Genomic DNA, 12,361 nt, shown 5'->3' with positions numbered 1-12,361 from the left:
ATTTACGGCAGAATGGCTAGTTGTGAACTCTTCCGGCTCCGCTGCCAGCAAACAAAGCGTTAACCCCACGCCTTTTGTTGAGATTTCGCGTGCCGACTGGGCCGAACTCGGCAACGCAACCGAAGCCCCCCTCACCGAAGCTGAGATATCTCAGATTCGAGGTCTAGGAGATTTTCTGGACATAAAAGAGGTCAAAGAGGTCTACCTTCCTCTCTCACGTTTTCTAAACATCTACGTATCTGAGTATTCAAAACTGCACCGAGCCACCAGCGACTTCCTGGGAGAACGAAGTGCCAAGGTGCCGTTCATTATTGGAATTGCTGGCTCGGTCGCCGTTGGTAAATCAACAGTTTCCAGATTGCTTCGTGAACTACTTGCCCGCTGGGAGGGAACTCCAAAGGTAGCTCTGATTACTACCGATGGTTTCTTGTACCCAAATGCTGAATTAGAAAAACGCTCTCTTATGCACCGCAAAGGTTTTCCGGAATCCTATGACCGTCTCGCCCTGCTGAACTTTGTGGCGGATATCAAAAGTGGGAAAGAAAATGTCAAAGCCCCGGTCTATTCGCATCTGACCTACGACCTTGTACCTGGAAAATTCGAGAACGTTAGCTCACCGGATGTTGTGATCATCGAGGGGCTCAATGTGCTGCAGTCCCCGGGAGCCGATCAAGAAACAACACTGAGCGATTACTTTGACTTCAAAATCTACGTGGATGCCGAAACCAAGAACATCTCTAAGTGGTTTCTAAACCGCTTTTATGAGCTTCGGGAATCGGCATTCACAAACCCAGAAAGCTACTTCCACCGCTATGCCGAGATGCCAATTGAAAAAGCTCTTGAGCGAGCCAATGAAATCTGGGACACCATCAACTTGCCAAATCTGATCGAAAACATTTTGCCGACTCGTTCCAGGGCAACCCTGGTATTGCGAAAGGGCGATCAGCACGCCGTCGAAAGCGTTTTGCTAAGAAAGCTTTAGTTCGCGCTCAACCACACGTGCAATGCGCTCGGCCCAGCTCTGAGCAGCGCCTGACTCTGAAGCTTCAACCATTACCCTCACCAGGGCCTCAGTTCCAGAAGCCCTGAGAAGAACTCGACCGTTATCGCCAAGCTCGCTCTCGGCTTCCTTCACTACTTTTTGTAATTCGGGGTTTGAATCAACGCCGTCTTTGTTGACGCCTGAAACGTTGATTAGTACCTGCGGATAAACCTTCATCGCCGAAGCCAGTTCTTTCAAGCTCTTGCCGGTGGAAGCCATTTGGGCTCCAAGTTGCAGGCCAGTCAAGATTCCATCGCCGGTGGTAGCAAAGCGGGAGAAGATCAGGTGTCCAGATTGCTCGCCGCCGAGGGTGTAGCCACCCTCACGAATTTGCTCGAGTACGTAGCGGTCGCCAACTTTGGTTTCGATCATTTCGATACCGGCTTGCTTCATCGCAATACGAAGACCTAAATTGCTCATCACGGTTGCAACCAGTGTGTTGCGTGCAAGATCACCGCGGTCTTTGGCAGCCAGTGCCAAAATTGCCATGATCTGATCGCCATCGACAATTGCGCCGGTGTGATCAACAGCAAGGGTTCGATCGGCATCGCCATCGTGGGCAATTCCCATATCAGCCTTGTGTTCTAGAACTGCAGCCTGCAGCGCGCTTAGATGAGTCGATCCGCAACCAAGGTTGATGTTGTGTCCATCTGGATCGTTTCCGATGACAATCACGTTGGCACCGGCATCCTTGAAAGCGGCCGGAGAAACTGCACTGGCTGCGCCGTTGGCGCAGTCAACAACAACGCTTAGACCCTTTAGTGTGTTTGGAAGTGTTCCGAGTAAGTGAACTAGGTAGCGATCCTCGGCATCGGCAAAGCGCTGCACGTGACCGATTTCAGCTCCAACTGGTGAAAGCGGAGACACATCGAGCGAAGCTTCGATTTGATCTTCGGTCTGGTCGGGAAGTTTGTGTCCACCGCGAGAGAAGAACTTAATGCCGTTATCTGGTGCGGGGTTGTGGGATGCAGAAATCATTACGCCAAAATCAGCATCGAGATCGGCGGTCAGGAATGCAACGGCTGGGGTTGGAAGTACTCCGGCATCGAATACATCTACACCGCTTGAGGAAAGCCCTGCGGAAATTGCAGCGCAAAGAAATTCACCAGAGATTCTAGGATCCCGGCCAATAACTGCTTTCGGCTTTTGTCCGCGGCTTCGGGCGTCTTCGCCTAAAACGATGGCAGCAGCTTGAGCGAGTTTGAGAGCAGATTCAGCAGTAATGTCTCGGTTAGCGAGACCTCTTACTCCGTCGGTGCCGAATAGGCGAGCCATGATAAAAAGGTTAGCGAAATCTTAGAAAGATTAACGCTTGGAGAACTGAGAAGCCTTTCGAGCCTTCTTAAGTCCAGCCTTCTTACGCTCCTTGATGCGAGAGTCGCGAGAAAGGAAACCATTCTTTTTTAGAGTCGCGCGGTTGTTGTCTTCGTCGATTAGGTTCAACGCGCGAGCGATACCTAGTCGAAGTGCGCCGGCCTGTCCTGCAGAGCCACCGCCTGAAATCTTTGCGATTACGTCGTATGCGCCAGAAAGATCTAGAACTGTGAAAGGGTCCTTCACTAGCTGCTGGTGCAACTTGTTTGGGAAGTACTCAGCTAGCTCGCGACCGTTGACTTTGATAACACCGGTACCTGGAACCATGCGAACACGCGCGATAGCTTCCTTGCGACGACCAAGTCCTGCACCAGGAACGGTCAGGGGCTTGCGAACCTTCTTGGCCTCAGTCTTTACTGAGTCAGCTGGAGATTCGGTCGAGTAGCTAGAAACTGCTGCTTCGGTTTCGGTCTTTGGCAAGGTATTCCTCTAGTTTCTTTATTTGCGCCAGTTGTTACTGGGCTACCTGATCAATTACAAATTTGGTTGGCTTCTGGCTTGCGTGTGGGTGTTCTGCACCCTTGTATACCTTTAGCTTTGCAAGCTGGTCGCGACCTAGAGAATTCTTTGGAATCATTCCGCGGATGGCTTTTTCAACTGCCTTCTCTGGGGACTTCTCTAGTAGCTCTGCGTAAGTAGTAGCGGTTAGTCCACCTGGGTAACCGGAGTGACGGTAAGCCTTCTTCTGCAAAAGCTTTGAACCGGTAAGTGCAACCTTCTCAGCGTTGACGATAATCACGAAGTCACCGTTGTCCATGTGAGGAGCAAAGGTTGGCTTGTGCTTGCCGCGTAGCAGCGTTGCTGCCTGGGTTGCCAAACGGCCTAGGACTACATCGGTGGCGTCAATGACTAACCACTTGTTATCTAGCTCGTGAGCCTTTGGTGAATACGTACGCACGCTAATTTGCCTTACTTTTTCTTTAGTCGAATGTGTTCAACCAGAATCTGAACCCTGGAATCTAGGGGCCCTAGGACCCGCAACAGATTCCAAGTTTAGCCCCTGCCAGGCGGTACGGTCAAACCCTAATTTTCGTCCAGAGACCGCAATTTACGGGCTTTTTCGGCCTGTTCGGCCAGCTTTGAATCCCTCGGATAGCCCACCTCAATCAAGCTCAAGCCACGCCCCCCAAGGACCTTGAATGACCCTGTCCGGTTAGCAGAAATAAGTCGATCTTTGACGTCCTGAATACTGGCTCGACCCCTAGCCACGGCAACTAGTGCTCCGGTTAGAGAGCGGACCATGTTGTGGCAAAAGGCATCGCCCTTCAGTTCAATCTCGACGATGTTGCCTGCCTTGCGGTTTCTTGTAATTCGGATGTATCTCAAGTTTCGAATGGTAGTTGCTCCGGCTCGAGGTTTGCAGAAAGCCCCAAAATCATGCAAGCCCACCATTTGCTTGGCAGCTTGACGCATCAGCTTTAGATCAAGATCGACTTTGAGCTTCAATACGTACCGAACTTCCAGCGGATCCAAAAAGCTAGCGTGATCGGCGATTTTGTAGCGATAGCGGCGGTAAATAGCCGAGTACCTGGCATCAAAACCGGCTGGGGCTTTTTCAAAGCTGAACAGTCGAATATCCTGAGGAAGCGCGGTATTGACTCGGCTGGCAACATCCGGGTTTCTGCCGATGCGCTTTAGCTGGGTTGGAGATAAATCAATGTGAACCACCTGGTGCTGGGCGTGAACACCCGCATCGGTTCGACCGGCAACCCGCATCGCAAAGTCCTTATTGTCCTTGCCGAAGATAACCTCTAAGGCTTTTACTAGCTCGGACTGAACAGTTCGAAGGCCAGGCTGTTTGGCAAAGCCCGCGAAGTCGGTTCCGTCGTAGCCGAAGTCGATCCGGTAACGACTAAACCCGTCGACCTTTTGGTCAACGGGCTTTGTCATTGCTCGGTACTACTTGCTCTCTTCTTCAGAAGCAGGTGCTTCTTCGGCGACAGCAACAGCCTCAGGAGCCTCTTCGGCTGCTGGTGCTTCTGCTACTGCCTCGGTTGCTTCAGCTTCGGCAACTGGTGCCTCAGCCGGTGCTTCGACAACAGCTTCAGGTGCTGCAGTTTCAACTGCAACTTCTTCAACCGGTGTCTCTACTACTGCTTCCTCGAGCGGAGCTGCAGCCTTAGGCGCTGCCTTAACAGCGTTTTCGAGCTTTGGCTTTTTGTTCATCTTCTTGGCCTGGACTGGGTCCAACACCAATTCGACAACCGCCATTGGAGCGTTGTCACCCTTGCGGAAACCAAGCTTGGTTATGCGGGTATACCCGCCCTGGCGTTCTGCTACTAAGGGTGCGATGTTCACGAAAAGCTCGTGAACTACGTTTTTGTCAGTAATCGACTGCATTACTCGACGACGAGAGTGCAGGTCACCGCGCTTTGCGAAGGTTACTAGACGCTCGGCAACTGGACGAAGGCGCTTTGCCTTGGTCTCGGTTGTGGTGATCGACTTGTTGATGAACAGCGAACGAGCCATGTTGTTAAGCAGCATGCGCTCATGGGCTGGTCCGCCACCGAGACGTGGGCCCTTGGTTGGGGTAGGCATTTTGTTTCTCCTCTAGTATTTCTTGGGACTCAGGTACTAGACCTGGTCGTCCTCTTCTTCGTAAGTTGAGCTGAAGTAAGCTGCGTCAAAGCCAGGTGCTGACTCCTTGAAGCTCAAGCCCATGGAAACCAACTTGTCGCGAACTTCGTCGACTGACTTGGATCCGAAGTTTCTGATGTTCATAAGCTGCTCTTCGGTTAGCCCGATTAGCTCGGCAACAGTGTTGATGCCTTCGCGCTTTAGGCAGTTGTAAGAACGGACGGTTAGGTCTAGCTCCTCGATTGGAAGTGCTAGCTCTGGAGAAAGTGCAGCCTCAACAGGGGCTGGGCCAATCTCGATACCCTCGGCTGCTTCGTTTAGCTCGCGAGCTAGACCGAATAGTTCAACCAGGGTTGAACCAGCTGATGCAACTGCATCGCGCGGGCTCATTGAAGACTTGGTCTCAACATCAACAATTAGCTTGTCGAAGTTGGTGAACTCTCCCGCACGGGTAGCCTCAACGCGGTAAGACACCTTTAGTACTGGTGAGTAGATTGAGTCGATTGGGATAACACCTGGGTCGGAGTCTGGGTTTCTGTTCTGGGAAGCCTGAACGTAGCCACGGCCACGCTCAATGATTAGCTCAACTTCGAACTTGCCCTTACCGGTAAGTGTTGCAATCACTAGCTCTGGGTTGTGGATCTGAACACCGGCAGGAGCCTGGATGTCAGCTGCTGTGACCACTCCGGCGGTTGCCTTCTTTAGGTGAGCAACAACTGGAGCGTCGTTCTCAGACGAGACAACTAGTTCCTTGATGTTCAAGATGATCTCGGTTACGTCTTCCTTGACTGCATCAACAGTTGAGAACTCATGGCTAACGCCATCAATTCTGATGTTGGTAACAGCTGCTCCCGGGATAGATGAGAGCAAGGTGCGACGTAGTGAGTTTCCAAGGGTGTAACCGAAACCTGGCTCTAGGGGCTCAAGAGCAAACCTGGAGCGGCTCGGAGAAAGCACTTCTTCGTTTAGTGTGGGGCGCTGAGCAATTAGCACTTGCGTTGGTTCCTTTCAGCTGAGCATCCGCTATTTGACGCTCATTTGTTTAGGCTGCCAAGTGGCCACTTGGCAGTTTGTTGCTATGGAAGTAAAGCTTTTGAATAATTAGACGCGGCGGCGCTTTGGAGGGCGGCAACCGTTGTGAGCTTGTGGGGTCACATCGGAAATTGAGCCAACCTCTAGTCCTGCTGCCTGAAGTGAACGGATTGCTGTCTCGCGACCAGAACCTGGTCCCTTAACGAATACGTCAACTTTCTTAAGTCCGTGCTCCTGAGCCTTCTTGGCTGCAGATTCTGCTGCCAGCTGAGCTGCGAAAGGAGTTGACTTACGTGAACCCTTGAAACCAACATCACCTGATGATGACCAGGAGATAACTGCACCAGATGGGTCAGTGATCGAGATGATGGTGTTGTTGAAAGTCGACTTGATGTGAGCTTGTCCAACTGGAACGCTCTTTTTCTCTTTACGACGAGGCTTACGGGCTGCGCCCTTTGCCGGGGTCTTGGTTGCGGTCTTTGCCGCGGTCTTCGCTGCTGCCATGATTTTCTCCTAAGTCCTAATCCGACCCGCTTAGCGAGCGGCCTTCTTCTTGCCGGCTACGGTGCGCTTTGGACCCTTACGAGTACGAGCGTTAGTCTTGGTTCTTTGACCGTGGACTGGAAGTCCCTTACGGTGACGGATTCCCTGGTAGCTACCAATCTCAACCTTGCGGCGGATATCTGCGGCTACGTCACGACGTAGCTCACCTTCGGTTTTGTAGGTACCTTCGATGTGATCACGAAGTGCAACAAGCTGCTCGTCAGATAGATCCTTGACGCGGATGTTCTTGTCGATCTTGGTGTCTTCTAGTGTCTTGATCGAACGAGTGCGACCAATTCCGTAGATGTAGGTTAGGGCGATTTCAACACGCTTGTCGCGTGGAATGTCAACGCCGGCAATTCTTGCCATTTGGATTACTCCTGTTTGTTTAGAAGGTCTGTAGCTTCCCGCCCTAAGTTTCTTTAGGCTCCGGCCTTCTCCGGAGGTACCAGCTATTTCTAACTGTTTGGAAAACTATTGAAGATATTCAGTTGTGGTGTTGCGGGTGGTGCTTAGCCCTGGCGCTGTTTGTGGCGCGGGTTATCGCAGATGATCATGACGCGACCGTGGCGACGAATAACCTTGCACTTGTCGCAGATCTTCTTGACGCTTGGGTTAACCTTCATGTCTCTTACTTTTCTTCAGGGCTTTTTACAAAACCGATTTACTTGTAGCGATAAATGATTCGACCTCTGGTGAGGTCGTAAGTGCTTAGTTCAACAATGACCTTGTCCTCAGGAAGAATACGAATGTAGTGCTGTCGCATTTTTCCGGAGATGTGCGCTAAGACTTTGTGTCCGTTGGTCAACTCGACTCGAAACATTGCGTTCGGTAGAGCTTCAACCACCGAGCCCTCAATCTCAATGACGCCGTCTTTGTTGGCCATAGCCTCACTTATCTAATTCGTTGGATTGGTAGCGCTCCAAATCAGGTCATTTTGTTGACCAGGATTTTGGAGGAAACACCAGTCTCCGAGTCTATCCAAAACCCATCTACTTGGCTAGTCCAGTATTTCTAGCCCGAAAAGGCCCTGATTATCAAGGCGGCGGCGAGCCCAAACAGCAGAATCGAGAATATCCGCTGTACCACTGACCTGTTCATTAGCGTGCTGAAGTGCGATCCAAGGAGGCTTCCCACTAGTGCTGAGGCAACGATGACCCCGGTTCCGACCCATTGATCGGTGGAAAAATCCACTCCCTGGGCTACCCGGAACAGGATCGAGGCTAGGGCATTGAAAACAACCACAATCAGTGACGTGGTGACTGCCTTGGTGAATCCCATCCCGTATATCAGTATCAGGCTGGGAACCAGCAGGTAGCCGCCGCCAATACCGGTAAGGCCAGTCATAAAGCCCACAAAAACAAAAGCAATTGCTCCAAGCCACTGTTGATTCCGGACTGCGACTTTCATTCCCGTCCCGCCAAAGCCATTCCAGGCCAGAAATCCAGCCCCCACCAACAAGCAGGCCAGAAATATCTTGGCTTGCTCGTTGGAAATTGCGTGACTAGTGAATACCCCTAGAGGTGTGCCAAGAGTGCCAAGGGCAACAGCCCAGACAATCAACCTGAGTGATACATCTTTTTTATCCCGCAGTACCAGCGCCCCTATAGAAGAAGTCAAAACAATAAACAAAGCGCTGGTGGACGCATCATAGAAGCTGAATCCGCCAACAAGGATCAACAGTGGGGTTCCTAGAAGTGAACCTCCTGAACCAACCAAACCCAAAAGAATTCCAATTAGCACACCAATGGGGATAGCAATAAGTAGCATCAAGCACCCGCTATTGGGGCAATACCCTCTTCGGTCAGATTAATCAGTTCGTGAGTAAGTCTTTCGTAAGCTTCGCTGCGCTCGGTTGTGGCATCTGCATAAATGTTTGCGAGGTCGCCTTGATCTTGACTTCGATCGTAAAGTTCGGCCTGATCAGTGCCTCCGTAAACGGTAAACCGGTAATCTTCCGTCACCAGTGTTCGAATCTTTACCGGTCCAGGAAGTCCCTCAATTCCAAAAGGCTGATCTTCTTCAATCACTAGGGCAGTTCGCCAGCTGGTGTGGTCAGAAAGCAAATCTCGTCCCTGGATGCCTCGATACTTTTCCGCCGAAGCCAACTCAATAACAGTCGGAGCGATATCCACACTGGAAACCAATCTGGTGTCCTTCTGAGGTTCAATGCCAGGGCCCGTGATAATCAGAGGCACACGTGTCACTGCATCAAAATGAACGAAGTGCTTGAGCATGAGACCGTGCTCGCCCATTAGATCGCCATGATCACCCGAGAAAATCACGTAGGTGTCATCACCTTTCCCAGAAGCCTCAAGGGAGGAGAGTATCTCTCCGAGCGCATTGTCCATGAACTCGATTTGAGCAAATTGAGCCTTCAAGACATCTTCCATCTGATTCTGGGTTGGGGCCCAGGTCATAGTCGAATCAATGTTCTGCTTACCTGATGCGCCATACATCGCCTCGATGTGAGCTGGGGAGTTTGAAGCGTGACTGAAGAAATTGGCAGGAATTTCCACATCGCTCTGCCGCCATTTGTCGAACCAGCTCTTTGGCGGAGCAAAAGGATGGTGAGGGTCAGGAAATGAAATGAAGAACAAAAATGGATCAGTTTCGTTCTTTAGCTCAGTAAGTCGTTCGCGGAACTTTTCTACGATGAATGCATTCGGGTGAAGCTCTGCTGGTACTTCGCTGATGTAAACATCTTCAACCGTTTCACTGCGCTCAGTGGAATTTTTCCAACCGGCAAGATCATCTAAGCTGACGCCTTTGGACCTGGCCCAATGGTGAAAATGTCCCGACGGATTATCGCCATGACCGACAACTAGGTCAACGTGGTCGTAGCCGTAATAGTCCTTAGGCATTGATAAGTATTCTTTGCGATGCCTGGCGGCATCTTCCCATGATTGCCAATCCCCTTCACCTCGGGTAATAGAATCTCGAATCTTTTCAAGAACCTCGGGATTTCTCAATCGCATTTCATCGATTTGGTAATCTTCCCAAGCCCAACCCATGCTTTGGTGGTGGAGCTTTCCGATGGCGTAGTTTTTGTATCCACTTCGACGCAGTGTTCGCATGAAGGTTTCGGCATTCTGATCAAAGGTGACTCCATTGGTTCTAGTTCCGTGAACAGAAGGCCAACGTCCGGTGGCAATTGATGCTCGGTTTGGCATACAGGTCGGATTAGCGGAGTAGGCGTTTGTAAACATCACGCCTTTTTTTGCTAGCTTGTCGATGTTAGGAGTATTGACCTTGAATGGACCATCAGCGTACGAGAACATGTCATGCCTGAATTGATCAGCGATGATGACAATGATGTTAGGTCTTTTCTCAGCCATGATCTCAAATACCTCCGTGCACTAGCTTGCCACCAACAAACACTGCCCGTGGCTTTGCTTTTGTGACCTGCCAGGGGTCGCCATCCCAGTCCACCAAACGGTCTAAAACTACAAAATCGGCTACCTTCCCAGGTGTCATTGATCCCCTCCACTGTTCGGAGTGGCTTTGATAAGCAGCGGTGGTGGTCAGCGCATGCATCGCTTCCAGCGCACTCAAGCCCTGGCCATCATCAAAATCAGGCTCGGTGATGAATCCTCTATCTACCGCAGATGCGAAAATCACTCTCCAATCAGCTGGAGTTACCGGAGCATCGCTAGATAGGGCCAGATTGATTCCAGCCTCTTTCATTTCTCTTAGTCGAAGCCTTCGCATAGTTCTTTCTCGGCCAATTATTGGCTCGACAGCCCGTCCAACCATGCGACGGATACCTGGTTGAACGTTGACACAAACCCCAGAATTTCCAAGTCGAATCATATCCTCAGACTTCACTAGATCTGCATGAATCACGTAGTTTCTAAGCTTGCTTGCTGCAGGGTTTTGCTCAGCTGCATCGGCTATGGCAGAGATGGTCTCATCCCCCGTTGCGTGGATGCCTACCTGCCAACCCTGGGTTGTGGCGTGAGCGTAAATAGAGTTCAGAGTTTCAACCTGCTCTTTCTCGTCACTGCCTGCCAGGGTAAGAGATCCATGGGTGTGGGTATCGTAGGGTTCACTCATCCAAGAAGTCCGGCTCCTTGGTATACCGTCTGCAAAAACTTTGAGCTGAGAGACGGTGACTTGATAACCCCTTGACCGTATCTCTGGTGGACCAAACGCCTTTAGGCCTGCTGCGACATCTGCTAACGAGGTTCCGCCAAGCCCGCCAAAAAGCAACATGACCTCAATCCTCATATTCAATTCCGAATCTTTGGCTAATTGCTTATAGACATCAATTACCTCGAGTGATGCGGTTCCATCATCAAGCGATGCTGCCCCAGGACCAAGGCCTGGGTCTGTATAAGAGGTAATGCCATTTGCTAGCAAGATATCCCTTGCCCGAATCACAGCATTTGTCAGCTCGCTACGAGAGGGCCGAGGCATAACTTGAGTGACTAGTTTTACTGCTGACTCGAGCAGTAAGCCAGTTGGTTCTCCGAGACTGTTTCGAACAATTTGACCCCCGGTAGGGTCTTCGGTGTTGGCGGTAATGCCAGCGGCATCTAAAGCTTTCTTGTTGCACCAAGCCTGATGGCCACTGAAGTCGGTCAAGATTATTGGTTCATTGATTTGAGCGCCTTCAAGTTCGGTATAGGTCAAGGTAGCTTTTGGACCTGTTCCCTCAATAAGTCCACTAACCCAGCCAAAACCTCTTACCCAGCCTGGGTTCAAACTTGCATGTTCTTTAAGTTTGCGATGAATGGTAGCCAGGTCAGCACAGTGTTCAGGGGATATGTTTGCACCCGAAAGCTGCCGTCCAAGCATGTACCCGTGCAGGTGTGAGTCCTCAATACCGGGAATAACTGTTGCGCCCTTGCAGTCAATAACTTGCGATTGGCTTGTGACAAGATTTTGTAATTCCGACCAGCTGCCAACGGCAGTTATGTCTTGCCCGTCAATGGCAAAGGCATCGGAGTGCTGGTCGAAAGGTTTTAGTGAAGCGTTTTTGAAGACTTTGATTTCGGCGCTCATCCTATTGAAGGCCTCTTACCTGAGCGTAAATCTTGGTCCGAAGTTCAGCGAACTCCTCCCTTCCTCTACTCGCGACTTGATTGCGAGGATAAGGAAGGTCTACTTTGACGATTTCCTTCACGTTTGCTGGCGAACCGTATAACACGACCACTTTGTCGCTGAGATAAACGGCTTCATCAATATCGTGGGTGACCATTGCTGTGGTGATCTTGAAATCATCTCGAACCTTCAAAACCAAATCCTCGAGGTCAAAGCGGGTTTGTGCATCTACGGAAGCAAAGGGCTCATCCATAATCAATAGCTGCGGCCGAACTGCAATTGCTCGCGCAATTGCAACTCGCTGCTGCATTCCACCAGATAGCTGCCACGGGTAATTCTTCTGGTTTCCACTAAGTCCAACTTCATTCAGAACCGACTCGATGGTTTCAGAAATCTCTGCTTTAGTTAGCCCAAGCCTTTTTAGGGGTAGAGAGATATTCTTCTCCACGCTTAGCCAAGGCATCAATGACCTGGTGTAATCCTGCAGCACCACAGCCAAGCCAGGGGGCGGAGAAGTAACTACTTCTCCATTAATACGGATCACGCCCGAGGTAGGTTTCATCAGCCCGGTGAGAAGTCTCAGCAAAGTAGTCTTGCCAACTCCAGATGGGCCAACGATAGAAGCAAATTCACCCTCTAGTAGAGAGAAGCTAATGTCGTTTAGAACGTGCTTGATTCCCGTAGGGGTCTGGTAGTCCATTACTACCGATTCCGCTGAGACAATTACTTTTCCTGTTGACACTTGTG

The 12,361-nt window shown here is 50.7% G+C and carries 15 protein-coding genes; 1 reads left to right on the top strand and 14 read right to left on the bottom strand.

Annotated features, from left to right (window positions below; translation table 11 throughout):
* Positions 1-22: 22 nt before the first annotated feature.
* Positions 23-982 carry a type I pantothenate kinase gene (gene coaA / locus AC8GDC_RS01045; RefSeq protein ID WP_506558036.1) on the top strand — a complete coding sequence of 320 codons (960 nt, stop codon included), beginning with the start codon at positions 23-25 and terminating at the stop codon, positions 980-982.
* On the opposite strand, the gene glmM is transcribed toward coaA, so the two are convergent.
* The 14 genes from glmM to AC8GDC_RS00975 all read right to left on the bottom strand — a co-directional run bounded on the left by glmM (position 968) and on the right by AC8GDC_RS00975 (position 12,356).
* Entirely contained in the window at positions 968-2,317 is a 1,350-nt protein-coding gene (glmM, locus tag AC8GDC_RS01040) for a phosphoglucosamine mutase (protein WP_506558035.1), read from the bottom strand. The genes coaA and glmM overlap by 15 nt on opposite strands.
* A 30-nt stretch (positions 2,318-2,347) precedes the next feature.
* Positions 2,348-2,836 (bottom strand): 30S ribosomal protein S9, encoded by a 489-nt coding sequence (gene rpsI / locus AC8GDC_RS01035; RefSeq protein ID WP_506558034.1) that lies wholly within the window; start codon positions 2,834-2,836, stop codon positions 2,348-2,350.
* A 34-nt stretch (positions 2,837-2,870) separates the two neighbouring features.
* A complete protein-coding gene (rplM, locus tag AC8GDC_RS01030; RefSeq protein ID WP_506558033.1) occupies positions 2,871-3,314 on the bottom strand; it encodes a 50S ribosomal protein L13 in 444 nt (147 codons plus the stop codon).
* 125 nt (positions 3,315-3,439) lie between these two features.
* Positions 3,440-4,306, bottom strand: coding sequence for a tRNA pseudouridine(38-40) synthase TruA (gene truA, locus AC8GDC_RS01025; RefSeq protein ID WP_506558032.1), 867 nt, complete (start codon positions 4,304-4,306; stop codon positions 3,440-3,442).
* A gap of 9 nt (positions 4,307-4,315) precedes the next feature.
* Entirely contained in the window at positions 4,316-4,954 is a 639-nt protein-coding gene (gene rplQ / locus AC8GDC_RS01020; protein ID WP_506558031.1) for a 50S ribosomal protein L17, read from the bottom strand.
* A 36-nt stretch (positions 4,955-4,990) separates the two neighbouring features.
* Positions 4,991-5,986 carry a DNA-directed RNA polymerase subunit alpha gene (locus AC8GDC_RS01015; protein WP_506558030.1) on the bottom strand — a complete coding sequence of 332 codons (996 nt, stop codon included), beginning with the start codon at positions 5,984-5,986 and terminating at the stop codon, positions 4,991-4,993.
* A gap of 108 nt (positions 5,987-6,094) precedes the next feature.
* On the bottom strand, positions 6,095-6,529 hold the full coding sequence (gene rpsK, locus AC8GDC_RS01010; protein WP_506558029.1) for a 30S ribosomal protein S11: 435 nt from the start codon (positions 6,527-6,529) through the stop codon (positions 6,095-6,097).
* Between the two features lie 30 nt (positions 6,530-6,559).
* Positions 6,560-6,937, bottom strand: coding sequence for a 30S ribosomal protein S13 (gene rpsM / locus AC8GDC_RS01005; protein WP_506558028.1), 378 nt, complete (start codon positions 6,935-6,937; stop codon positions 6,560-6,562).
* A 143-nt stretch (positions 6,938-7,080) separates the two neighbouring features.
* Positions 7,081-7,194, bottom strand: a complete 114-nt coding sequence (rpmJ, locus tag AC8GDC_RS01000) for a 50S ribosomal protein L36 (RefSeq protein WP_506558027.1) — start codon at positions 7,192-7,194, stop codon at positions 7,081-7,083.
* A gap of 38 nt (positions 7,195-7,232) precedes the next feature.
* Positions 7,233-7,454 (bottom strand): translation initiation factor IF-1, encoded by a 222-nt coding sequence (gene infA / locus AC8GDC_RS00995; protein ID WP_506558026.1) that lies wholly within the window; start codon positions 7,452-7,454, stop codon positions 7,233-7,235.
* Positions 7,455-7,582: 128 nt separating this feature from the next.
* The gene (locus AC8GDC_RS00990) at positions 7,583-8,338 is read right to left on the bottom strand and encodes a sulfite exporter TauE/SafE family protein (RefSeq protein ID WP_506558025.1); all 756 of its coding nucleotides are present in this window, start codon (positions 8,336-8,338) and stop codon (positions 7,583-7,585) included.
* Positions 8,338-9,906 (bottom strand): sulfatase-like hydrolase/transferase, encoded by a 1,569-nt coding sequence (locus AC8GDC_RS00985; protein ID WP_506558024.1) that lies wholly within the window; start codon positions 9,904-9,906, stop codon positions 8,338-8,340. Before AC8GDC_RS00985 ends, AC8GDC_RS00990 begins: the two co-directional genes overlap by 1 nt.
* Positions 9,907-9,910: 4 nt before the next feature.
* Positions 9,911-11,575 carry an amidohydrolase gene (locus AC8GDC_RS00980; protein WP_506558023.1) on the bottom strand — a complete coding sequence of 555 codons (1,665 nt, stop codon included), beginning with the start codon at positions 11,573-11,575 and terminating at the stop codon, positions 9,911-9,913.
* 1 nt (position 11,576) lies between these two features.
* Positions 11,577-12,356 carry an ABC transporter ATP-binding protein gene (locus AC8GDC_RS00975; protein ID WP_506558022.1) on the bottom strand — a complete coding sequence of 260 codons (780 nt, stop codon included), beginning with the start codon at positions 12,354-12,356 and terminating at the stop codon, positions 11,577-11,579.
* Positions 12,357-12,361: the final 5 nt, after the last annotated feature.

The organism is Rhodoluna miladensis (SeqCode), assembly GCF_965234705.1.
Lineage (GTDB): Bacteria > Actinomycetota > Actinomycetes > Actinomycetales > Microbacteriaceae > Rhodoluna > Rhodoluna miladensis.
Note: the sequence above shows the minus strand (reverse complement) of the source record. Positions and strands in the feature narration are given on the sequence as shown.